21 protein-coding genes and 1 tRNA gene are annotated in these 22324 nt (G+C 69.5%); 8 read left to right on the top strand and 14 right to left on the bottom strand.

Translation table 11 applies throughout. The annotated features are described in order from the left end of the window. Positions 1-93 precede the first annotated feature (93 nt). The 5 genes from ABZ532_RS11310 to ABZ532_RS11290 all read right to left on the bottom strand — a co-directional run bounded on the left by ABZ532_RS11310 (position 94) and on the right by ABZ532_RS11290 (position 5332). Entirely contained in the window at positions 94-762 is a 669-nt protein-coding gene (locus tag ABZ532_RS11310) for a response regulator transcription factor (protein ID WP_361281133.1), read from the bottom strand. Between the two features lie 40 nt (positions 763-802). Then, positions 803-2533, bottom strand: coding sequence for a histidine kinase (locus ABZ532_RS11305; protein ID WP_361281131.1), 1731 nt, complete (start codon positions 2531-2533; stop codon positions 803-805). A gap of 128 nt (positions 2534-2661) precedes the next feature. Then, positions 2662-3285 (bottom strand): histidine phosphatase family protein, encoded by a 624-nt coding sequence (locus tag ABZ532_RS11300; protein ID WP_361281129.1) that lies wholly within the window; start codon positions 3283-3285, stop codon positions 2662-2664. Positions 3286-3301: 16 nt separating this feature from the next. Further along, entirely contained in the window at positions 3302-4549 is a 1248-nt protein-coding gene (locus tag ABZ532_RS11295; protein ID WP_361281126.1) for a DUF418 domain-containing protein, read from the bottom strand. Positions 4550-4774: 225 nt separating this feature from the next. Beyond that, a complete protein-coding gene (locus ABZ532_RS11290) occupies positions 4775-5332 on the bottom strand; it encodes a TetR family transcriptional regulator C-terminal domain-containing protein (protein WP_361281123.1) in 558 nt (185 codons plus the stop codon). A gap of 68 nt (positions 5333-5400) precedes the next feature. Here ABZ532_RS11290 and ABZ532_RS11285 point away from each other — a divergent pair, with 68 nt between their 5' ends. Beyond that, positions 5401-6561 (top strand): FAD-dependent monooxygenase, encoded by a 1161-nt coding sequence (locus tag ABZ532_RS11285; RefSeq protein WP_361281121.1) that lies wholly within the window; start codon positions 5401-5403, stop codon positions 6559-6561. Positions 6562-6865: 304 nt separating this feature from the next. On the opposite strand, the gene ABZ532_RS11280 is transcribed toward ABZ532_RS11285, so the two are convergent. Beyond that, positions 6866-6949, bottom strand: a tRNA-Leu gene (locus tag ABZ532_RS11280). A gap of 414 nt (positions 6950-7363) precedes the next feature. Here ABZ532_RS11280 and ABZ532_RS11275 point away from each other — a divergent pair. The 6 genes from ABZ532_RS11275 to pknB all read left to right on the top strand — a co-directional run bounded on the left by ABZ532_RS11275 (position 7364) and on the right by pknB (position 15516). Continuing rightward, positions 7364-8227: a DUF3662 and FHA domain-containing protein gene (locus tag ABZ532_RS11275; protein ID WP_361281119.1), complete on the top strand. Its 864-nt coding sequence runs from the start codon at positions 7364-7366 to the stop codon at positions 8225-8227. Between the two features lie 10 nt (positions 8228-8237). After that, complete coding sequence (locus ABZ532_RS11270; protein ID WP_361281117.1) at positions 8238-8756, top strand: FHA domain-containing protein; 519 nt, start codon at positions 8238-8240, stop codon at positions 8754-8756. A gap of 159 nt (positions 8757-8915) precedes the next feature. Beyond that, on the top strand, positions 8916-10412 hold the full coding sequence (locus ABZ532_RS11265; protein WP_361281114.1) for a Stp1/IreP family PP2C-type Ser/Thr phosphatase: 1497 nt from the start codon (positions 8916-8918) through the stop codon (positions 10410-10412). A gap of 39 nt (positions 10413-10451) precedes the next feature. Further along, positions 10452-11879 (top strand): FtsW/RodA/SpoVE family cell cycle protein, encoded by a 1428-nt coding sequence (locus tag ABZ532_RS11260; protein WP_361281111.1) that lies wholly within the window; start codon positions 10452-10454, stop codon positions 11877-11879. Then, the gene (locus ABZ532_RS11255) at positions 11876-13339 is read left to right on the top strand and encodes a penicillin-binding protein 2 (protein ID WP_361281109.1); all 1464 of its coding nucleotides are present in this window, start codon (positions 11876-11878) and stop codon (positions 13337-13339) included. Before ABZ532_RS11260 ends, ABZ532_RS11255 begins: the two co-directional genes overlap by 4 nt. Positions 13340-13521: 182 nt before the next feature. Further along, positions 13522-15516 (top strand): Stk1 family PASTA domain-containing Ser/Thr kinase, encoded by a 1995-nt coding sequence (gene pknB / locus ABZ532_RS11250; protein ID WP_361281107.1) that lies wholly within the window; start codon positions 13522-13524, stop codon positions 15514-15516. A gap of 138 nt (positions 15517-15654) precedes the next feature. Here the strand turns inward: pknB and ABZ532_RS11245 are convergent, their stop codons facing one another. From ABZ532_RS11245 to ABZ532_RS11220, 6 genes are all read right to left on the bottom strand, one after another. Beyond that, positions 15655-16335 (bottom strand): class E sortase, encoded by a 681-nt coding sequence (locus ABZ532_RS11245; RefSeq protein WP_361281105.1) that lies wholly within the window; start codon positions 16333-16335, stop codon positions 15655-15657. A gap of 50 nt (positions 16336-16385) precedes the next feature. Continuing rightward, a complete protein-coding gene (locus ABZ532_RS11240; protein ID WP_361281103.1) occupies positions 16386-17501 on the bottom strand; it encodes a class E sortase in 1116 nt (371 codons plus the stop codon). Continuing rightward, positions 17498-18139 (bottom strand): aminodeoxychorismate/anthranilate synthase component II, encoded by a 642-nt coding sequence (locus ABZ532_RS11235; RefSeq protein ID WP_361281100.1) that lies wholly within the window; start codon positions 18137-18139, stop codon positions 17498-17500. The genes ABZ532_RS11240 and ABZ532_RS11235 overlap by 4 nt, the downstream gene beginning before the upstream one ends. Further along, a complete protein-coding gene (locus tag ABZ532_RS11230; protein ID WP_361281098.1) occupies positions 18136-18297 on the bottom strand; it encodes a hypothetical protein in 162 nt (53 codons plus the stop codon). Before ABZ532_RS11230 ends, ABZ532_RS11235 begins: the two co-directional genes overlap by 4 nt. Before the next feature lie 58 nt (positions 18298-18355). Beyond that, positions 18356-19078 (bottom strand): class E sortase, encoded by a 723-nt coding sequence (locus ABZ532_RS11225; RefSeq protein ID WP_361281095.1) that lies wholly within the window; start codon positions 19076-19078, stop codon positions 18356-18358. A 68-nt stretch (positions 19079-19146) separates the two neighbouring features. Then, complete coding sequence (locus tag ABZ532_RS11220) at positions 19147-19914, bottom strand: DUF881 domain-containing protein (protein WP_361281093.1); 768 nt, start codon at positions 19912-19914, stop codon at positions 19147-19149. Between the two features lie 140 nt (positions 19915-20054). On the opposite strand from ABZ532_RS11220, the gene crgA reads away from it, so the two are divergent. Beyond that, positions 20055-20312, top strand: coding sequence for a cell division protein CrgA (gene crgA / locus ABZ532_RS11215; protein WP_361281091.1), 258 nt, complete (start codon positions 20055-20057; stop codon positions 20310-20312). A 302-nt stretch (positions 20313-20614) separates the two neighbouring features. On the opposite strand, the gene ABZ532_RS11210 is transcribed toward crgA, so the two are convergent. Together ABZ532_RS11210 and ABZ532_RS11205 are read right to left on the bottom strand one after the other, a co-directional pair. Beyond that, the gene (locus ABZ532_RS11210) at positions 20615-21511 is read right to left on the bottom strand and encodes a rhomboid family intramembrane serine protease (RefSeq protein ID WP_361281088.1); all 897 of its coding nucleotides are present in this window, start codon (positions 21509-21511) and stop codon (positions 20615-20617) included. Between the two features lie 135 nt (positions 21512-21646). Further along, the gene (locus ABZ532_RS11205; RefSeq protein ID WP_361281085.1) at positions 21647-22180 is read right to left on the bottom strand and encodes a peptidylprolyl isomerase; all 534 of its coding nucleotides are present in this window, start codon (positions 22178-22180) and stop codon (positions 21647-21649) included. Between the last annotated feature and the right edge of the window lie 144 nt (positions 22181-22324).

The raw sequence follows: 22324 nt of genomic DNA, 5'->3' as shown, positions 1-22324 counted from the left end.
CCACGGCTTCCGCCGTGCCATGGCCACACCCCACAAAACACGGGAACACATACACCTCCACCGTGCCACAGAAGGATCATTCTGCAAGGACCCCTAAAGCCCGGCGTCCCGCGCCAGGAGGGCCGCCTGCACGCGGTTCTCGCACTCCAGCTTCGCCAGGATCCGGCTCACATACGTCTTCACGGTGGCCTCGCTCATATGCAGCCTGCGCCCGGCCTCCGCGTTGGAGAGCCCCTCACCGAGCAGCGCGAGCACCTCCTGCTCACGGGCACTCAGCCCCGCCACCCGCGCCCTGGCCCGCTCACCCCGCGCCGCGGCCCGCCCTGAGGCGAGCTGGTCCACGACGTGCCGTGTCGCACCGGGCGAGAGGTAGGCGTCGCCCGCGACGGCCGCGCGCACGGCCCGGATCAGCTCCGCGGGTGCGGTGTCCTTGAGCAGGAACCCGGCGCCCCCCTGCTCCAGCGCCCGCAGCACGTTCTCGCGCTCGCCGAAGGTCGTCAGCACGACGACCCTGGTGTTCGGCGCCGCCCTGCGCAGTTCGGAGAGCGCGGTCAGACCGTCCATGACCGGCATCTGGATGTCGAGCAGCATCACATCCGCGGCGTGCGTCCGTGCCAGCTCCACGGCCTCACGGCCGTTCGCCCCCTCCGCCACCACCCCGATGTCCGGGTCCGAGGTGAGGATCATCCGGATCCCGGCGCGGATCAGCGGCTCATCGTCGACGATCACCACTCTGATCGGCGACCCCTGGGACCGGGTCACAGCGTCTCCCCCCGTGCTCACACCAGTGCGGGCAGCCTGGCTAGCGCTTGGCCTCGTACGCCCGCTTCTCCACCAGCTTGCCGTCCTTGAAGCAGAACCGGAAAACCGGTTCGGTCTCCATGCTCTCCCCCGTCTGGGAGGACATGAGCACAAGACAGGACGAGCCGGACGGCCGCTTCGGCCCGGTGCCCTGGAGCCCCATCGTCGCGAAGGTGTCGCCGTCCGGGAGCTGGCTGCGTACGGCCTCCTCCGTCATCCCCACGTCGACGGCGTCGTACTCCTCGGGGTCGATCATCCCCTTGTCCAGCGACCCCATCAGGAAGAAGGCCCCGAAGAGGCTCGCCACCACCAGCACCGCGACGGCGGCCACGGCGATCCCGCACCCGATCGCCACCCCGCCGGTTCTGCCCCGGCCCCCGATCCTGCCACCCATGGCCAACTCCCTCTCCGTGACGGTCCAGTCCATGACCGGGACACCGTTGCCGGGAGGGACCGCCGGCTGCTGCCCCCGAAAGCCTTCCACCGTACCGACGATCGGCGCGGCCTCCACCACGCCGTACGGCAGCACCCCCGCCACCCGGAAGCCGCCGCCACCGAGCGGCCCCGCGTGCACCATTCCGCCGACCAGCCGGGCCCGTTCATGCAGCCCGGTCAGTCCCTGGCCGCCGCTGACGACCTCTCCCACGGCGTCCAGGGCATCCGTAGCAGGGGCGTTGGCGATCTCCACCACGAACGAGTCCGGCTCATAGCGCAGTTCCACGGCGATCGGCGCACCGGGCGCGTGCTTGAAGGCGTTGGTCAGCGCCTCCTGGACGATGCGGTACGCGGCATGATCCGCCGCCGCAGCGAGCGGTCTTGCCTCGCCCAGCTGCCGCAGCTCCACCTCGTAGCCGGACCCCGCCGCGGAGCCGGGACCCGCCACCCGGGCCGACTCGACCAGCTCCGCGATACCGGCCGTCCCCCGCGCGGCCCTTCCGGACTCGTCGGTCGCGGGCGCGGACGCCTCGATCCCGTCCCGCAGAATGCCCACGACCTCGCGAAGCTCGTGCATGGCGGTCACCGAGGCGTCCCGCAGCACCCCGACGGCCTCCCGCTGCCGGTCGGTGAGCTCACGGTCCACCTCGAGCGCCCCGGTGTGCACGGCGATGAGCGCGAGCTGGTGCCCCAGGCTGTCGTGCATGTCCTGGGCGATCCGCTGCCGCTCCTTCAGCCGCGCCTGCCCTGCCACCATCTCCCGCTCGCGCAGCAGTTGGACATTGCGGTCCTGGAGGGTCTGCAGCAGGGTCCTGCGCTGGAACCAGTAGCGGCTGGCCAGTCCCGGCACGACCGTAGTCGCCAGGAAGAGCAGGGTCGTCAGCAGGACCATGGTCAGCAGATAGCTCTTCGTCCAGCCGCCCTCGGCGAGGGTCACACCCAGACAGAGCAGATAGGCACCGGTGAACGCGGCGAGTGCGCGGCCCGCCCCCGGGATCCGCCGTCCGGCAGACCAGCCCACGATCATCATCAGCGGGAGGAAGCCGTCGATGACGGGGGTCAACCCGGACACCACGACCAGCACGCTCACCGGCAGGCGGCGCCTCAGCAGCGACAGGACGACGGCCGCGCCCCCTCCGCCGTACACCTCGCCGGCGGGCTGCCCCACCAGATCTCCGAGGCACACCACGAGCAGCCCCAGGGTGAACGCGAGAACGGCCTCCCCCGCGACCCTGCGCCGGGACCACTGTCCGGGCTGGGCGAACCAGCGCCAGCCCACGGCTATCGGGGAACGCACCCCGGAAGGTATCCGGGCCGCCCAGGATTTCGTTGACGCGTCCACGCCCGAACCCTAGTCGCCGGTTTCCGCGACCCGCGGCCCACTTTCGTCGCTGCTCCGTTCAACCTTGGTCGCACTCTGAGTGATCAGATCCCCACCCGGGATCCGGAAGCGTCCACATGCCGCCGGCTCCGCACGACAGGCGCGCCCCGGGACTCGACGTCCCAGACCCAGCCGTCATCGTGCGAGGTGAGGGAGACCGCTGACAGAGCGGGCACGTCCAGATGCCAGAAGGTGGTCGCCGGTACCGACATCGCGTTGACGAGCAGGGCGCGGACGACGGCCGGTTCGGCGATGACCAGGGTGTGCGCGCCGGCGGCGCCGGAGCGAGGAGCGGACGGCAGACCCCGCAGCCAGGGCAGCGTCCGCCGGCACAGCTGCCGCACGGACTCGCCCCCTGGCGGCGCGGCGTCCGGGTCCTTGAGCCATGCGCTGAGCCCGTAGGCGTCGGCCGCGGCGATATCGCCGATGGTGCGGCCGCGCCAAGTGCCGTGGTCGAGGTCGCGCAGAGCGGGTTCGGGTACCGCCTCCGCCTCCAGACCGAGCGCGGCGGCGGCCTGCGCACAGCGCGTCGAAGGGCCGCGTACGACCGCCTCGTACGGTGGCAGCGCTGCCCCGCTGATGCCGCCTGGCTCCAGTGGACCGTCTCCGAGGACGGTGTTCCTGGTGGCCCTCCCGGCCGTGGCGTACAGCGTCAGACGAACCGTCATGGAACTGCCTCCTTGGTCAGGTGACCAGCCGAGCCGGCCGGGTGGCGGCGTGCACCAGGTACTCCAGCGGTCCGCGCCGGAACCGGCGCGTCCAGGCCATGGCGAACAGCATGGTCACCACGCTGAAGCCGAGCAGGAGCAGCAGGGCGGCGGAGTCCGAGAACTCGTCGAGATCGTCGATGCCCAGCGCCCAGATAGCGATGATATGACCGGCATATGCGGTCAGAGCGATGGAGCCGACCGCCGCGACGGGGGCGGACAGGCGCCTGAAGTACGCGGACCGGTCCGCGGCGATGAAGCAGGCGGCCAGGATCACGAGAGCGAGTCCGGTGCTCCCGAGGATCGACCACGTCGTCTGGCTGTGCGGCGCCCCCACCAGCAGCCAGTACGGGGTGAGGGCGACGGGATCGCCGACGGTGTCGGACCACCAGGCGGAGGAGGCCGAACCGCCGTCCGTCGCCGCTGCCACGGCGGACTGCGCACCCGGAACCAGATGCAGCGCCAGCCAGGAGCCCCCGTACCCCAGCACGGTCAGGGCGCACCCGGTGACGGCCATCTTTGGGAGCAACCCGCGCCTGGTGAGGTCGAGTTTCGCCACGGCCATGCCCGCGAGAATGAAGGGAAGCCAGGTCAGTACGGGGTACTCGCCGTCGACGAACAGCTCGATGAAACCGTCGGAGCCGGTGAGCCGGGCGAGCGGATCGATGGCGATCACGGTGTCCGCCCAGCTTCCGCCGTCGACCACGGACGCCAGCAGATACCGGACCGGCGGCATGACGAGCGCGGTCACCGCGGCGATGACCGCCAGGGCGCCCGCGGAGAGCCGGTACAACGGCACGGCGAGGACGAAGAGCATCCCGTAGGCGGCGAGGATCACATCGATCGGCGTGTCCAGGGCGGTCAGGGCGAACCCCATCACGATCAGCACCGCGGACCGGATCAGCACCCGCGCCACGGCCTGCCGCCCGGCGCGCCCGGTCCTGGACTCCGGCCGACCGGTGAGGATGACCAGGGAGAACCCGGCCAGCACGGCGAAGAGGGTGGCGGGTCGGCCGCGCGCCATCTCCAGCGCCCAGCCCTGCACACCGCCCATGGCCGGATCGGGACCCAGATGGGCCGTGAACATCCCGAGGACCGCGAGCCCGCGGGCCACATCGAGACCGATCAGCCGCCCCGTCGAGGACACCCCGCCGGAAGGGGCACGCTCCGTCCCCGTCCCCGGCCCCTCCGGGGACAAAACGGCCTCTGCTTCCCGCTGCGCCATACGCCTCACGGTCCCCGACCGGCCCCGCGCACAACCATCCGGCGACCGTCCGGACAACCCCCGCCACCTGGCTGCCCCACCCCCGCCGCCCGGCTGCCCACCGGCGTGGCCGTGCGCGAGCCCAGCCGGACCGCCCACGAGCCCAGGGCCACCGCCGAGCCGCAAGCCGGACCACCCCGGCACCGCAGACCACACAGCACCCCGGATCACCGCGGCGCCGCCGGATCACCGCAGCGCCGCCGCCACCAGTCCGCGGATCTCCTGCTCGGACACCCCGCCACCGCCCACCAGGCGGTCGAAGACCAGCCCGTCCACACACGTCAGCAGAGTGACGGCGCGTTCCGCCGCGTCGACGCGGCCCCGCGCGGCCAGGAAATCGTGCACGACCTGCCTCCCCGCGTTCTCGCGCGGCACGAGGATCTCCCGCAGCCCGGGCTGGTGGACGCTCTCGATGGCGCACGCGTAGCGCGCGAGGGAGCGCCGGCGCCCCTCCCCGGTGAGCCGCTGTTCGACGAGAGCGGCGATCCCGGCCACCAGTTCGTCAGCGCTCCGCGGGACGGGGGTCCGGCTGCCGGTTTCCTGGAGCTCCGCCTGGTCGAGCGCGACCAGGCGCCGGACCAGCGCGGTGAGCAGCGCCTGGCGGGTGCGGTAGTAGGCGGACGTGGTGCCGGGCGGCAGGTTGGCCGCCCGGTCCACCGCGCGGTGGGTCAGTCCTCGTATCCCGGCTTCGGCGAGCACGCCGATGGCGGTGTCGGCGAGGAGGGTCCGTCGATCGTCAGGCACCCCTCCTTTCTACACCTGTAGAGAGCAGCGCTACCCTCCTTCTACATCCGTAGAAGGAGGGGGCGGGCATGAGCGGAAATGCCGTCGTGGTCGGAGGAGGCATCGGCGGACTGGCCACCGCCGTGGGCCTGCGCCGGATCGGCTGGGAGGTGACGGTCCTCGAACGCGCTCCCGTCCTGGCCGACGTGGGCGGAGGTATCTCCCTGCACGCCAACGGAATCCGGGCCCTGGAAGCCCTCGGCGTCGGCGAAGCGGCCCACGCGGCCGCCCGACCCCAGTACACCGGAGGCACCCGCACCCCCGGCGGCAGCTGGCTGGCCCGGTTGGACGGGGCCGCGCTCGAGCGGGCTCTCGGCGCGCCGGTCGTCGGCATCCGCTGGGCCGCGCTGCACCGCCTGCTGCGCGAGGCGCTGCCTTGCGAGTCCCTGGTCATCGGCACCGAAGTGGCCTTCGTCGGCCCCTCGACCCCGGACCGGGTGCGGGTGCCGGTCGGCGGCGACGGCGCCCTGGAAGCGGACCTGGTGGTGGTGGCCGACGGGGTGCACAGCCGACTGCGCCGGCGACTCTTCCCCGACCACCCCGGCCCGGTCTACAGCGGAACGACGGTCCTGCGAGGCCTCACCGAACATCCGGTGCCGTTGGCCTCCGATCTCGAACTGACCTGGGGCAAAGGCGCCGAGTTCGGACACATCACCTTCGCCGACGGCCGTGCCGAGTGGCACGCGGTGATCAAGACGCCCGCCGGCATACGGCATACCGACACCCTTGCCGCGCTGCGCAGCCGGTTCGGCGACTGGCACGACCCGATCCCCGCACTGCTGGACGCGACCCCGCCGGACACCGTCCTGCACCACGACATCCATGAACTGGCAACCCCCTTGCCCGCGTTCACCGCCGGCCGGATCGCAATCCTCGGTGACGCGGCACACGCCATGACCCCGAACCTCGGCCAGGGCGCCAGCCAGGCCCTGGAGGACGCGGTCACCCTGGCGGCCGCACTCTCCACCGAGCCCACGGTCAAGGCGGCACTGGCCCGTTACGACGCCGAGCGCCGCCCCCGCAGCCAGTCGGTGGCCCGGGCCGCACGCCAGGCCGGCCGGTTGGGACCGCTGTTGACCCACCCCATCGCCATGGCCCTGCGCAACACGGCCGTCCGCCTGGCCCCGTCCGGCGCGACGATCCGGGCCGTCCTGCGCTTCGCCGACTGGACACCGCCGAGCCTGGGCTGACAGCGCCGCCGCCCTGTCGACGCGTGTCGAGGAACGCGACACCGATCCCGGCGTAGCCGAAGCGGCTGCCAGGGAAACCCGCCGCCGTGGCCCGTTCATGAGAGGGCCGAGGGCGCGACGGCCGGGATGTCGGACGATGGCATGCCGATCGCCGACGAGAGTGAGGTCGACCGCCCCTGGCCGGGCAACCGGGGAGATGCCTCACACCCACCGCCTGCGCCGCCCACCAGACCAGGTGGGAGCCGACCGGGAAGACAACGCAAAGCGGTCGGCATCGTGATCACGATGCCGACCGCTTCATCTGTGCGCGAGGGGGGAGTTGAACCCCCACGCCCTTTCGGGCACTGGAACCTGAATCCAGCGCGTCTGCCTATTCCGCCACCCGCGCATTGGGTGTTGCCGCCTCGCCCTCACCTGCTCGGTGTGAGCGCCTTGCGACATGCAGAACATTAGCACGCTGTGCAGGGTCCCCTCACATGCGTTTGTTTCGGCCCCCAGCGGTCGAGGAGACCAAGGAAGTAGGAGCGGTGAGGGAAGAGAAAGCAGGGAGAGACCGGCAGACGGAGAGTGGTCGGGCGGGGTCAGCCGGTGCGCGGGCCGCATGGGAGGGTTTGCCACCTCACACCCGGGGAGCTTCCCGGGTGCGGGACACTGTGAGGAGGCCGCCTCTACGATCCGTGTGACGGTCCGTGTGAGAGGTGACACTCATCGACGGGGCAGACAAGGGGAACCAGCCGATTCCCCCACGCGTGGATACGATCAGTAAGCAGTACCAGGACGGCAACGACGGAGGAGGTGCCCCATGGGAGTCCTGAAGCGTTTCGAGCAGCGACTCGAAGGCCTGGTCAACGGCACCTTCGCCAAGGTCTTCAAGTCAGAGGTACAGCCCGTCGAGATCGCGGGCGCCCTCCAGCGCGAGTGCGACAACAACGCCACGATCTGGAACCGCGAGCGGACCGTCGTCCCCAATGACTTCATCGTGGAGCTGAGCGCTCCCGACTTCGAGCGCCTCAGCCCGTACTCGGGCCAGCTCGGCGACGAGCTCTCCAGCATGGTCCGGGACTACGCCAAGCAGCAGCGGTACACCTTCATGGGACCGATCAAGGTCCACCTGGAGAAGGCCGACGACCTCGACACCGGTCTGTACCGGGTCCGCAGCCGTACGCTCGCGTCGAGTACGTCACAGTCGCCGGACCGCGCACCCGACCGCAGCCCTGCCGGCGGGCCCGTCGGCGGCCCCCAGGGCTTTTCCACAGGCGCCCCGCAGGGCGGCGGTTATGGTTACCCTCCTTCTGCGGCACCTCCCATGCCGTCGGCACCGCCGGCCGGGGCAAACCGGCCGGGCCCAGCGCCCGGACGCCCGGCGGGATCAGTGCCGGGTGCCCAGGTGCGCCGCTGGATCGAGATCAATGGCAATCGCCACCAGATCTCCCGCCCGACGCTGGTGCTGGGACGCAGCACCGACGCGGACGTGCGGATCGACGACCCCGGCGTTTCCCGCCGCCACTGTGAGATCCGGACCGGCACGCCCTCGACGATCCAGGATCTCGGGTCCACCAACGGCATCGTGGTGGACGGGCAGCACACCACCCGCGCTACGCTCCGCGACGGCTCGCGGATCGTCGTGGGCAACACCACCATCGTTTACCGGCAAGCCGAAGGGTGAAGCGGGGGCAATGTCAGAGCTGACCCTGACGGTCATGCGGCTGGGTTTCCTGGCCGTTCTGTGGCTGTTCGTGATCGTGGCCGTCCAGGTCATCCGCAGCGACCTGTTCGGTACGCGCGTCACCCAGCGCGGAGCGCGCCGGGGCGCCGAAGCGCGCCCGCAGCAGACCGGGCGCCAGCAGCCCGCCGCGCCTCCACAGCAGCGCCAGCAGCAGGCCACCCGCCAGCGCCGAGGAGCGCCGACCAAGCTGGTGGTCTCCGAGGGCAGCCTCACGGGCACCACCGTCGCGCTCCAGGGGCAGACCATCAGCCTGGGCCGGGCCCACGACTCGACCATCGTGCTGGACGACGACTACGCGTCGAGCCGGCATGCCAGGATCTATCCCGACCGTGACGGACAGTGGATCGTCGAGGACCTGGGGTCGACCAACGGCACCTACCTCGACCGGGCCCGCCTCACCACCCCGACACCGATTCCGCTGGGCGCGCCGATCCGTATCGGCAAGACCGTCATCGAGCTGCGGAAGTAGTACGACAATGAGCGAGCGGAGCGAGCGAACCGCTGCGGTCCCCACCGGGACCGCAGCGGTACCGGCACTGGGCCGGGCCCGGCGGCTCCCGACCGGAGGGTGGGCAGTGTGGCTCGAGACCGGCTGTACCCCGAAGCAGCGTCGACAGGGCAGGTGCGCATGAGTCTGTCACTGCGCTTCGCCGCCGGATCGCACAAGGGCATGATCCGTGAGGGCAACGAGGACTCCGGTTACGCCGGCCCGCGCCTGCTCGCCATCGCCGACGGCATGGGCGGCCAGGCCGCCGGTGAGGTCGCCTCGTCCGAGGTGATCTCGACGCTGGTGCAGCTCGACGACGACGTCCCGGGCTCCGACATCCTCACCTCGCTCGGCACCGCCGTGCAGCGGGCCAACGACCAGCTGCGCGCCATGGTCGAGGAGGACCCCCAGCTCGAGGGCATGGGGACCACCCTCACGGCGCTCCTGTGGACCGGCCAGCGCCTCGGGCTCGTGCACGTCGGAGACTCCCGCGCGTATCTGCTCCGCGACGGTGTGCTGACCCAGATCACCCAGGACCACACCTGGGTGCAGCGCCTCGTGGACGAGGGCCGAATCACCGAGGAAGAGGCCACCACCCACCCGCAGCGCTCCCTGCTGATGCGCGCCCTGGGCAGCGGCGACCATGTGGAGCCCGATCTCTCCATCCGCGAGGTCAGGGCAGGCGACCGCTACCTCATCTGCTCGGACGGACTGTCCGGCGTCGTCTCCCACCAGACGATGGAGGACACCCTCGCCAGCTACCAGGGCCCGCAGGAGACCGTCCAGGACCTGATCCAGCTGGCGCTGCGCGGCGGCGGCCCCGACAACATCACCGTGATCATCGCGGACGTCCTCGACGTCGACGGCGGTGACACCCTCGCGGGCCAGCTCACCGACACCCCGGTCATCGTCGGCGCGGTCGCCGAGAACCAGATGCCGCTCGGCGACAACGGCGCCATGCAGACCCCCGCGGGACGCGCCTCCGGCCTCGGCCGCCCCGTCCCGCCGCCCGGCGGCGGCTTCGGCCCTCCCGGCAGCGGCGACGAGGCGGGCTACGGCGGAATGCCGCCGGAGGGCAGCTTCGGTTCCTACGCCGACGACGACTTCGCCAAGCCCCGCTCCAGCCGCAAGTGGCTCAAGAGATCCCTGTACGGCACGCTGGCGCTCGCCGTGCTCGGCGGCGGTCTGTACGGCGCCTGGCGCTGGACCCAGACCCAGTACTACGTCGGCAGCAACGGCCAGCACATCGCGCTGTACCGCGGCATCAGCCAGGACCTCGGCTGGGTCTCGCTCTCCGACGTGGAGAAGGACCACCCCGAGATCGAACTCAAGTACCTGCCGCCCTACCAGCAGAAGCAGGTCAAGGAGACCATCGCGGAGAGCAGTCTCGGATCCGCGCGCAACAAGATCGTCGAGCTCTCCACCCAGGCATCCGCCTGCAAGAAGGACGAGCAGCGCCAATCCGCGGCGGACCGTACGCCCAGCACACCTCCCGGCGAGGGGCAGGCCGGTGGCACCACCGGCACCCAGCCCTCCAACCAGTCCGCCCAGACCAAGCCGAACGCAGCCGCTCCCTCTCCGGGCCCCACCCTCTCGGAGGAGGAGCAGAAGCTCGCCACGAACTGCGGCAAGCAGTGAGCGGTACAGCGGTAGACCAGTAGGGGGCCCTTCTCCACCATGAGCGTTGTCACCAACACGACCACCATCGGCGCGATCGACCTGCCGAGCCGCCGCAACACCGAGCTGTTCCTGCTCGGCTTCGCCGTCGCGATCCCGGTGTTCGCCTACGCCAATGTGGGCCTCGCGCTCACCGGCAAGCTCCCTGCGGGCATGCTCGGATACGGGATCGGCCTCGCGCTCCTCGCCGGCGTCGCGCATCTCGTGGTGCGCAAGTTCGCCAAGTACGCCGACCCGCTGATGCTGCCGCTGGCAACACTGCTCAACGGCCTCGGCCTGGTGCTGATCTGGCGCCTCGACCAGTCACCCCGGCTGAACGCGCTGCCCAGCTTCTCCCCGCAGGCCACCAACCAGCTGATGTACTCGGCGCTGGGCGTCGCGCTCTTCGTCGGCGTACTGGTGCTGCTGAAGGACCACCGTGTCCTGCAGCGCTACACCTACATCTCGATGGCGGCGTCGCTCGTCCTGCTGCTGCTGCCGCTCGTCCCGGGCCTCGGCGCGGACGTGTTCGGCGCCAAGATCTGGATCCGGGTCGGCGGCTTCTCCATCCAGCCCGGTGAGTTCGCGAAGATCGTCATCGCGGTCTTCTTCTCCGGCTACCTCATGGTGAAGCGCGATGCGCTCGCGCTTGCCAGTCGCCGCTTCATGGGGCTCTACCTGCCGCGCGGCCGTGACCTCGGGCCCATCCTCACCATCTGGGCGATGAGCCTGCTCGTCCTGGTCTTCGAGAACGACCTCGGCACCTCGCTGCTGTTCTTCGGCATGTTCGTGATCATGCTGTACGTGGCCACCGAGCGGACCAGCTGGATCGTCATGGGCCTGCTGATGTCGGCGGGCGGCGCGGTGGTCGTCTCCCAGTTCGCCACGCACGTCCAGTCCCGTGTGGCCGCCTGGCTCGACCCCTTCGAGTGCCTGAAAACCGCACCCGAGGGCACCAACATGGCCTACGCCTGCGACCAGATGACCCAGGTGCTGATGTCCTTCGGTTCCGGTGGCACTCTCGGCACCGGTCTCGGCCAGGGCGACTCCGACCTCATCATGTTCGCCGCCAACTCCGACTTCATCTTCGCCACTGTCGGCGAGGAGCTCGGACTGGCCGGGGTGATGGCCTTCCTGCTGCTCTACGGTCTGATCATCGAGCGCGGCGTGCGCACCGCCCTCGCCGCCCGGGACCCGTTCGGCAAGCTGTTCGCGATCGGCCTGACCGGAGCCTTCGCGCTCCAGGTCTTCGTGGTCGCCGGCGGTGTGATGGGCCTCATCCCGCTGACCGGTATGACCATGCCGTTCCTCGCGGCGGGTGGCTCGTCCGTGATCGCCAACTGGGCACTGATCGGCATCCTGATCCGGATCAGCGACACGGCCCGGCGCCCCGCGCCCGCTCCCGCCCCGAACCCCGACGCCGAGATGACCCAGGTGGTCCGACCGTGAACAAGCCCCTGCGCCGGATCGCGATCTTCTGCGGCCTCCTGGTCCTCGCGCTGCTGATCCGGGACAACTGGCTCCAGTACGTCCGGGCGGAAGAGCTCAGCAGTCACAAGAGCAACAAGCGTGTCCAGATCGAGCGCTATGCCTCCGAGAGCGGCAACATCATCGTCGACGGCAAGCCGGTCACCGGCTCCAAGCTGACCGATGACACCTACTTCAAGTACAAGCGCACCTACCTTGCCGGCCCGATGTGGGCTCCCGTCACCGGCTATGCCTCGCAGGCCTTCGGCTCCTCCCAGCTGGAGTACCTCGAGGACGAGATCCTCAGCGGCAACGACGACCGGCTCTTCTTCGACCGCACCATGGCGATGTTCACGGGTGACAAGAAGCAGGGCGGCAATGTCGTCACCACGCTGAACGGCAAGGCCCAGAAGGCGGCATTCGAGGGCCTGGGGGACAAGACGGGCGCGGTCGCGGCCATCGATCCCCGCACCGGCAAGATCCTTGCTCTCGCGTCGACGCCCTCGTACGACCCCTCCTCCTTCGCCGGCCGTCAGAACGCGGACGGCAAGGCCTGGCAGAAGCTGAACGCGGACAAAGCCAAGCCGATGCTCAACCGCGCGCTGCGCGAGACCTACCCGCCCGGCTCCACCTTCAAGGCCGTCACGGCCGCCGCGGCACTGGAGCACGGCGTCGTCAAGGACATCAACGCGCCGACCGACACACCCGAGCCGTACCTCATCCCGCTTTCGAGCACGCCGATGAAGAACCAGCACGGCGGCTGCGAGAAGGCCAGCCTGAACGAGGCCCTCAGGGTCTCCTGCAACTCGGTCTTCGCCAACCTGGGTGACAAGGTCGGCCGGGACAACATGGTGGAGACGGCGGAGAAGTTCGGCTTCAACGACCCGAAGATCTATACCCCGGTGCGCGCCTCCGCCTCCGTCTACAACACCGACATGGACCGCGGTGGCAACGCCCAGTCGGCGATCGGCCAGTTCGACACCAGGGCCACCCCCCTCCAGATGGCCATGGTCACCGCCGCGATCGCCAATGACGGCAAGCTGATGAAGCCGTACATGATCGACAAGCTGGAGGCGCCCAACCTGGACGTGCTCGAGCAGACCGAGCCGGAGGAGATGAGCCAGCCGCTCTCGGAGGAGAACGCGCAGCTCCTCCAGCAGATGATGGAGAACGTCGTCGAGAAGGGCACCGGTTCGAACGCCAAGATCGACGGCGTCACGGTCGGCGGCAAGACGGGCACCGCCCAGCACGGAGAGAACAACAAGGAACGTCCCTACGCCTGGTTCATCTCCTACGCCAGGACCGCCCAGGGCTCCCCGGTGGCCGTGGCCGTCGTGGTCGAGGACAGCTCGGGCACGTCGCGTGACGACATCAGCGGTGGCGGACTCGCCGCCCCCATCGCCAAGAAGGTGATGGAGGCGGTACTCAACGGGAAGCAGTGACGCATGTCACTGATCGACCTGTCGCCCCGCCTCATGGGCGCACAATGCGGTACCGGTCGCATATCAGGTCCCGGGCTTGGGCCGATTCCATGCGGCGTGGCCGGTAGCGTATGCGCGAACAGCACACCGCCGGACCACACACACGGGTGCGGTCGGGACTGACGGAGAGGGCTGGAACTGTTATGGAAGAGCCGCGTCGCCTCGGCGGCCGGTACGAGCTGGGCTCGGTGCTCGGCCGCGGTGGCATGGCCGAGGTGTACCTCGCGCACGACACCCGGCTCGGCCGCACCGTCGCCGTGAAGACGCTGCGGGCCGACCTCGCCCGTGACCCGTCCTTCCAGGCCCGGTTCCGCCGTGAGGCCCAGTCGGCCGCCTCGCTGAACCACCCGGCTATCGTCGCGGTGTACGACACCGGCGAGGACTACGTGGACGGGGTCTCCATCCCGTACATCGTGATGGAGTACGTGGACGGCTCCACGCTCAGAGAGCTGCTGCACTCCGGGCGCAAGCTGCTGCCCGAGCGCACCCTGGAGATGACCACCGGCATCCTCCAGGCCCTCGAGTACTCGCACCGCAACGGCATCGTCCACCGGGACATCAAGCCGGCGAACGTCATGCTGACGCGCACCGGCCAGGTCAAGGTGATGGACTTCGGCATCGCGCGCGCCATGGGCGACGCGGGCATGACCATGACCCAGACCGCGGCCGTCATCGGCACCGCCCAGTACCTCTCCCCGGAGCAGGCCAAGGGCGAGCAGGTCGACGCCAGGTCGGACCTCTACTCGACCGGCTGCCTGCTGTACGAGCTGCTCACCGTGCGTCCGCCGTTCGTCGGCGACTCCCCGGTGGCCGTCGCCTATCAGCATGTCCGGGAAGAGCCCCAGCCGCCGAGCAACTTCGACCCCGAGATCACGCCCGAGATGGACGCGATCGTGCTGAAGGCTCTGGTCAAGGACCCCGACTACCGCTACCAGTCGGCCGACGAGATGCGCGCCGACATCGAGGCCTGCCTCGATGGCCAGCCGGTCGCCGCGACGACGGCGATGGGCGCGGTCGGCTACGGCGGCTACGGCGGTCAGCGCCCCGAGGACCAGCCGACCACGGCGCTGCGTGCCACCGACCCGGGCGGTCAGACATCGATGCTGCCGCCCGTGAACCCGGACGACGGCGGATACGGCTACGACGACCGCCCGGACCGCCGCCGTCAGAAGAAGTCGAACACCTCGACGGCCCTGCTCGTGCTGGCGGGCATCCTGGTGCTCATCGGCGCGATCCTCATCGGCAAGGAGATCTTCAGCCAGGACGGCGGCGACGGCAAGGTCGCCGTCCCGAACCTGGTCGGCAAGACCTTCAACGAGGCTCAGCGGCTCGCGACCAACTCGAACGTCAAGGCCGTACGGAGCGGCACCGCCCGCTGCGACGAGCCGAAGGACAGCGTGTGCAGCCAGGACCCGGCTGCCACCGACGGCGCCAAGATGAGCGAGGGCGGGACCGTCAAGCTCATCCTCTCGGAGGGCGCGCCGCTGGTGGAGGTGCCCGATGTCACGGCCTCCCAGGAGGAGACCGCCACCACCCGCCTGGAGAAGGACGGCTTCGACGTCGAGGTCAAGGAAGTCGAGTCGGACGAGACCCCCGGCACGGTCATCAGCCAGGACCCCGAAGGTGGCACCAAGGCCGAGAAGGGCACCAAGGTCACCCTGAAGGTCGCCAAGCAGGCCAAGGAGACCGTGCCCCCTGTGGTGGGCCAGCAGTTCGACGCCGCGAAGAGCCAGCTGGAAACCCTCGGCTTCACCGTGGCGCGCACCGATGTGGACTCCGACAAGCCCGCGGGCGAGGTCGTGTCCCAGGACCCGGCAGGCGATTCCAAGCAGGCCAAGGGCGCCACGATCACGCTCCAGGTCTCCAAGGGCCAGCAGCAGCAACCTCAGACGCAGGTACCCGAGGTACGGGGCAAGCGTCTGGGTGAGGCCAAGCAGATCCTGGCGCAGTTCGGCTTCACGAACATCGCGCTCGCCAACGGCAGTTCCGAGGACGACAACGCGCTCGTCGTCCAGATGGACCCGCAGCCCGGCACCCAGGCCGACCCCGCGTCGACGCCGATCACCCTCCAGACGATCGGCGGCGGAGGCCAGCAGGGCGGCAACAACAACGGCGGAGGCTTCGGCTTGGGCGGTTAGCAGCAGCGGACCGTTCGGCCCGTACGGGCCGTCCGTCCCGGCCGCAGCACAGCACAGAGCCCCGGCATCCGGTTAGGGAGGCCGGGGCTCTGTGCTGTGCTGACGCGTTGCTGCGGCGTTCTGACGGGGTAGAACCCGTCAGCGCAGCTCCCGGGGCCTCGTGCGGGCGCTGTCGACCTTCTCCATGCGCTCCAGCTCGCCCCAGACCACATACCGGTAGTCGGAGGTGTACAGAGGCGTGCAGGTCGTCAGGGTGATGTAGCGGCCGGGAGTGGTCCTGCCCGACTCCTTCGGCACCGGCTGGAGCACGTCGACGTTGAACTTCGAGGTCTGCTTCAGGTCCTTGAAGACCCGGTAGACGTACCAGGTGTCCCTGGTCTCGAAGACGATCGGATCCCCGGTCCTGATCTGGTGGATGTTGTGGAACTTGGCGCCGTGGCCGTCGCGGTGGGCGGCCAGGGTGAAGTTCCCGCGCTTGTCGGTGGGCAGGGCCGACTTGATGGGGTCGGTGTAGTAGCCCGCGACACCGTCGTTGAGAGTCTCGGGGTCGGTGCCCTTCTTCACCAGCACCTCACCGGCTCCCATGGCAGGGACGTGGAGGAAGCCGATGCCGTCCTTGGTGTCCAGCTCGCCCGGCCCCTGGGGCACGGCCCAGTTGTGGCGCACCCGGTCGCTCTCCTTGGTGGCCGCGCGGTCCGCGAGGACGTTGGTCCACCAGAGCGAGTAGACGACGAAGAGCGCGAGCAGCACTCCCCCGGTGATCAGCAGTTCGCCGAAGACACTGATGACGCCGGCGATCCGGCTGCGCGCACGTGCCACTGCACCTGCCCCTGTTTCCTGTCGTTCTGGAAATCCGGTCCGGTCACGCCTCAGCCGACGAGCGCGTCGGGCTTCCCCTTGCTCCGCGGGCGTTCGTCGACCATCTTGCCCCACACGATCATTCGGTACGTACTCGTGAATTCGGGCGTGCATGTCGTGAGGGTGATATAGCGGCCGGGACCGGTGAATCCGGAGCCATCCGGCACCGGAGCGATCACGCTGGTGTTCGATGGGGAGGTCTGCGGGAGAATGCTCGCCATCTTGTAGGTGTAATACGCGTCTTGAGTCTCGACGACGATCGGATCCCCCGGCGCGAGACGGTTGATGTAGCGGAACGGCTCACCGTGCGTGTTGCGGTGACCGGCGACCGCGAAGTTGCCCTGCTTGTCGGACGGCATGGCCGTCTTGAGAGCCCCGTCCGCATAATGACCCACCATGCCCCGGTCCAGCACCGAGTGCTTGTCGATGCCTTCGGCGATCGGGACGACGACATCGAGCTTGGGGATATGCATGATCGCGAAGCCCTGCCCCGGCTCGAAGGCACCCGGCGCACGGCCCTTGGCCCAGTCGTCCTGGATCTTGTTGGCGGCGGCATTGGCCTGCTGTCCCGCGAGGATGTTCGTCCACCACAACTGATAGGTGACGAACAGCAGCATCAGCACGCCGACGGTGATGAAGAGCTCACCGAAGACCCTGCTGGCGATGACCGCGGGGCTGTCCTTCAGGGCCCGGGCGCGCCGGCGTGCCTCGACCCGGGTGAGCGGGGCGCCCTCCTCGCTCGGCACCGGACCGGTCGCGGTGGACGCCGGTGCGCCGCCGGCCCTGCGCCGCCCCCGCCCCTTCGCGGCACGCCGGCGCTCGGCCCGGCCGCCCAGAGCCCGCTCGGGCATACCGGCCGGGGACTCGGATACGGACGTGGGCGCCTCTGACGTCCCGGGACTGGAACCGGGACCGGCCCGGTGCGCGGCGTGCCTGCCGTGTCCGCCGGTGGTCCGGTGTGCCGCCGTCTCGTCGACGGGGGCGTACTGCTGCCCGTACCAGTCCTGCTGGTACCCCGGGGAGTCCTCCGTGCGGCCGTAACCGGACCAGTCCCACTGCTCCGGGGCCGGGGAATACCCCGGAACGCTCCCGTCCCGGAGCCACGGCGCACCCCCCTCGCCGTTCATGCCAGGGCCTTGCCGCCCACCACCGGCGCCAGCCCTGCCGAGCGGCCGACCGCGCCCGTGTCGCCGCATTGCTCGAGCCAGTTGGCGAGCATGAGATGACCGTGCTCCGTGAGGACGGACTCCGGATGGAACTGCACGCCCTCCACCGCCAGTTCACGATGACGCAGCCCCATGATGATGCCGTCCTCGGTACGCGCCGTGACCTCCAGCTCGTCCGGCACCGTCGTCGGCTCCGCCGCGAGCGAGTGGTAGCGCGTCGCCGTGAACGGCGAGGGCAGCCCCGCGAAGACGCCCTTGCCCTGGTGCAGGACGAAGGACGTCTTGCCGTGCAGCAGCTCAGGCGCCCGGTCGACGACCCCGCCATAGGCCACCGCCATCGACTGCATACCGAGGCAGACGCCGAAGACGGGCACGCCGGTCGCCGCACAGTGGCGGACCATGTCGATGCAGACCCCGGCCTGTTCGGGCGCACCCGGTCCAGGGGACAGAAGCACCCCGTCGAAACCGTCCTGCGCGTGCGCGGTCGACACCTCGTCGTTGCGCACGACCTCGCATTCCGCACCCAGCTGGTAGAGGTACTGGACGAGGTTGAAGACAAAGCTGTCGTAGTTGTCGACGACGAGAATGCGCGCGCTCACTGGCCGTCCACCGTCACATCGTTGAACGGAAGCAGCGGCTCCGCCCAGGGGAACACGTACTGGAACAGCACATAGACGACCGCGAGGGCCAGCACGAGCGAGATGAACGCCCGCGCCCATGCGTTGCCCGGCAGATGCCGCCAGATCCAGCCGTACATGCTGTTCCTTCCCTTTCCTCGTACGGGACCAGACTAAAGGGCGTAAGAGGCCCGTGGGTCAGCTGTGGAAAGCTTCCGGCTTGCCGTCCGTCACAGGCTGGGTGCCGTCGAGATACGCCCATACGATCAGCCGATGGCTGCTTCCCCACTCCGGATCACAGGTGGTCAACGTCAGGTAGCGCCCCGGACCGTCGAACCCCGACCGCCTCGGTACGGGCTCGATGACCGCGACATCACTGGGTACGGTGCGAAAGGACTCCCGTTTCACTCGATAGGTGAACCAGGTCGTGCCGTCCGTGAGGATCACCGCGTCCCCCGGCCGCAGCCTGGGAAACTCCTTGAACGGGTCCCCATAAGTGCGGCGGTGACCGGCCACCGCGAAGTTCCCGGTCTCACCCGGACGAGCACTGCCCGGATAGTGACCCAGACCCTTCTTCAGGGTGCCGGCGGAGGTGCCCTCCAGCACGGGCCAGTCCCAGTCCGCTCCGAAGCGGGGTATGTACAGCACGGCGAAGGGCTTGCCCGGCTCGTACCCGCGGGAGGGAGCCGAGGGCGCCGGTGTGGTCGACGGGGACGGCGGCGGTGATGACGACGGCGACGGTTCGAGCGGAAGCCGGGTCCATTCCTCCTGGAGCCGGACGATCTCGCCGGCCGAGGCGTCGGCGGCCTTCACTCCGGTCCAGAGCAGCAGATACGCCACGAAGAGCACGATCACGGCGCCGGCCGTGACGCAGATCTCGCTGAGGGTCCTGACGATCAGTCGCAGCGGTCCCGCTCGCACCGGCCGCCCCTCCCCGCTCCCCGGGAGCCAGGTCCTGTCCGGGCCCAGGCCGTGTTTGAGAACCAGGCCTAGGTGACCGGCTCCGCGTAGTGCAGATCCACTGTGCCCGAATAGCCGGGAAGAGTCACCGCATCGCGCTCGTCCACTTTCCAGCCGAGGCCGTACGCCTGCACATAGAGCTGGTAGTTCTGGATCGCGGGCGACGCGGTCAGCGACCGCTTGAGCCGATCGGGGTCGCCTACAGCGGTGATCTTGTACGGGGGCGAGTAGACGCGGCCCTGGAGGATCAGCGTGTTGCCGACACACCGTACGGCGCTGGTGGAGATCAGCCGCTGGTCCATCACCTGGATACCCTCGGCCCCGCCCTGCCACAGCGCGTTCACCACGGCCTGGAGGTCCTGCTGGTGGATGACCAGGTCATTGGCCTGGGGCTCCGGGTAGCCAGGGGCTGCCTGGGCGTTCGCGGGAGCATCATTGAGGGTGACGGCGACGGCCCGGCCCCGGACCTTCTTGGTCCCCGCGTCCTTCTCAAGGGCCTGGAACCGCTCGTCCTGGGCCTTGGTGGACCCGTCGTCGCGGCGGGCGAGTGCGTCGACATCACCGCGGACCGCCGCGGTGGACCGGTCCAGCTCGGCGTTCTTCTCGCTGCGCTGCTGGATCAGGTCGGAGAGCTTCAGCAGCGAGTCGTCGGTGCGGAGGTTGGTGCCCTTGGCGGTGTTGAAGCTGGTGACGAAAATCAGCCCGGCGAGCGCGAAAACGGCAGCGGTCAGCAGCCGGACCGGCCGCGGCGCGAAACGGCGGACCGGCCCTGGGGGAGTGTCGGCGGAATTGCTCAACGTACCCTTACTCCTACGGTGACCGCGGAAGCACTACGCTAACGGACGCCCGGGGGAGGCCGTGAGCCCCCTCGCCCCGCCCCGGCGCCAGCCACATTTCCCCTGCGCGGTCACGCAGCGCATCGACAGGAGAGTCCCTCGTGCCGAAGTCACGTATCCGCAAGAAGGCCGACTTCACACCGCCGCCGGCGGCGAAGCAGGCGACGAACATCAAGCTGACGAACCGCAGCTGGGTGGCGCCGGTGATGCTGGCGCTGTTCCTGATCGGGCTCGCCTGGATCGTCGTCTTCTACGTCACCGACGGCCGGCTCCCCATTCAGTCCTTCGGCAACTGGAACATCGTGGTCGGCTTCGGCTTCATCGCCGGTGGCTTCGCCGTCTCCACGCAGTGGAAGTAGCCGCGACCTAGAGCCGTCGCGGAACGGCCGGGGGGGAGCCGCAGAGGGCGGATGTCAAGCTCTGCCCCGACCTTATCCACAGAGTTATCCACAGCAGTGGGAAAGGTCAGACGATCTGTGGATAACTCTCATCGGACGTTGACTCCAATGTGACTGCGGCGGCCATTCCGGGGAACGGCTCTCCGCCCGCGTGCCCCTTGCCCCTTCTGGGAAATCCCAGAACAGGGACGAGGGGCACAGCTGTTCCCGACAGCACGCACAAGATCCGCCACGCGCTGTGGACAACCATGGGGAAATCTCGCTCAGGTGAGCGACTGGGTCCTCAGGACCACGGTGACGATGATCGCCACCAGTACCAGCGCACAGGTCCCGAACTGCACCAGGGACCGGCGCCGGGCCGGGGCGTGCACCATGCCGAAGGCGATGGCTCCGCCCGCGACCAGCCCGCCGATGTGAGCCTCCCAGGCGATCCCGCTCCAGGTGAAGGTGAACAGCAGATTCAGCGCCAGCAGCGCGATCACCGGGCGCAGGTCGTAGTTCATCCGGCGCATCAGCACGATGGTGGCGCCGAGCAGTCCGAAGATCGCACCGGACGCCCCGAGTGCGCCCTGGTTCGGCGCGGCCAGCAGATAGGTGAGGGCGCTGCCCGCGAGCCCGGAGAGCATATAGAGCGCGAGGAAGCGCACCCTGCCGAGCGCTGCCTCCAGGGGCCCGCCGAGCCACCACAGGCCGAGCATGTTGAAGGCGATGTGCCAGATCTCCTGATGCAGGAACATCGAGGTCACCAGGCGGTACCACTCGCCGTCGGCGACACCGACCACCTGGTTGAGCTGCGGACTGAACGCGGCGCCCACGAGATCGAGCCGCAGGACCAGGGTCTTGTCGACGAGCACCGCGAGGAAGACCGCGAGGTTGATGCCCAGCAGGATCTTGGTGACGAGACGGGGGTCGCCTGAGATGACGGCGCTGCCCGCGATCGTGCGTGGCCGGCTGGCGGTCGCCGTGTGTCCCGTACCGGATCCGCTGCGCACGCACTCCGGGCACTGGAAGCCGACCGAGGCGCTGACCATGCACTCCGGGCAGATCGGGCGCTCACAGCGCGTGCAGCGGATGCCCGTCTCCCGGTCAGGGTGGCGGTAGCAGCTCGGCAGCCCCTGGGCCGCCTGGTGCTGGTCCGGGCTTCCTGGCGCCTGATCCATGAGGTCCCCTCATCTTCTGGCCCTCGTCCTGCGGGGGCTGCGCAACGCATCGCGCCCCGCTCGTCTTACGGACGAGCGGGGCGGAAAGGTTCCCGTGCGGGAGCCGGGCGCTCCATGCGGGCGCCCTGGCCGGGTTCAGCCCTCGCGGGTCTCGATCACGACGGACTCGATCACGACGTCGTTGACCGGGCGGTCGGTGCGCGGGTTGGTCTGGGCGGTGGCGATGGCGTCCACGACCTTCTTGCTCGCATCGTCGGCGACCTCGCCGAAGATGGTGTGCTTGCGGGTCAGCCAGGCGGTCGGCGACACGGTGATGAAGAACTGCGAGCCGTTGGTGCCCGGGCCTGCGTTGGCCATGGCCAGCAGGTACGGCTTGTCGAAGGCCAGGTCGGGGTGGAACTCGTCGGCGAACTCGTAGCCGGGGCCGCCGGTGCCGTTGCCCAGCGGGTCGCCGCCCTGGATCATGAAGCCACTGATCACCCGGTGGAAGACCGTGCCGTCGTACAGCCTGTCCGTGGACTTCTTGCCGGTCGCCGGGTTCGTCCACTCGCGCTGGCCCGTGGCGAGCTCGGTGAAGTTCTTGACCGTCTTCGGCGCGTGGTTCGGCAGAAGCCGGACGTTGATGTCGCCGTGGTTGGTCTTCAGGGTGGCGTAAAGCTGCTCGGCCACGATGTGCCTTCCTTGAGTCTTCTCTGACGTCAACCGATCCTCGCACGGAAGTGCCGTCGGTATGGAAACCGTGACCCGGATGCCTGTCCCGCATGCCGAGTGGGCGCCTGGCGGGCATGATTTCGAAAAGGGCGGAAAGGCGAA

Source organism: Streptomyces sp. NPDC019396, from assembly GCF_040632375.1.
Classification (GTDB): Bacteria; Actinomycetota; Actinomycetes; order Streptomycetales; family Streptomycetaceae; genus Streptomyces.
Note: the sequence above shows the minus strand (reverse complement) of the source record. Positions and strands in the feature narration are given on the sequence as shown.

What these genes read in the sequence shown, in the direction of transcription:
- ABZ532_RS11300 (WP_361281129.1), bottom strand. Translation starts at nt 3,285, where the DNA reads ATGACGGTTCGTCTGACGCTGTACGCCACGGCCGGGAGGGCCACCAGG.
- ABZ532_RS11295 (WP_361281126.1), bottom strand. Translation starts at nt 4,549, where the DNA reads ATGGCGCAGCGGGAAGCAGAGGCCGTTTTGTCCCCGGAGGGGCCGGGG.
- ABZ532_RS11285 (WP_361281121.1), top strand. Translation starts at nt 5,401, where the DNA reads ATGAGCGGAAATGCCGTCGTGGTCGGAGGAGGCATCGGCGGACTGGCC.
- ABZ532_RS11275 (WP_361281119.1), top strand. Translation starts at nt 7,364, where the DNA reads ATGGGAGTCCTGAAGCGTTTCGAGCAGCGACTCGAAGGCCTGGTCAAC.
- ABZ532_RS11270 (WP_361281117.1), top strand. Translation starts at nt 8,238, where the DNA reads ATGTCAGAGCTGACCCTGACGGTCATGCGGCTGGGTTTCCTGGCCGTT.
- ABZ532_RS11265 (WP_361281114.1), top strand. Translation starts at nt 8,916, where the DNA reads ATGAGTCTGTCACTGCGCTTCGCCGCCGGATCGCACAAGGGCATGATC.
- ABZ532_RS11260 (WP_361281111.1), top strand. Translation starts at nt 10,452, where the DNA reads ATGAGCGTTGTCACCAACACGACCACCATCGGCGCGATCGACCTGCCG.
- pknB (WP_361281107.1), top strand. Translation starts at nt 13,522, where the DNA reads ATGGAAGAGCCGCGTCGCCTCGGCGGCCGGTACGAGCTGGGCTCGGTG.
- ABZ532_RS11240 (WP_361281103.1), bottom strand. Translation starts at nt 17,501, where the DNA reads ATGAACGGCGAGGGGGGTGCGCCGTGGCTCCGGGACGGGAGCGTTCCG.
- ABZ532_RS11230 (WP_361281098.1), bottom strand. Translation starts at nt 18,297, where the DNA reads ATGTACGGCTGGATCTGGCGGCATCTGCCGGGCAACGCATGGGCGCGG.
- ABZ532_RS11210 (WP_361281088.1), bottom strand. Translation starts at nt 21,511, where the DNA reads ATGGATCAGGCGCCAGGAAGCCCGGACCAGCACCAGGCGGCCCAGGGG.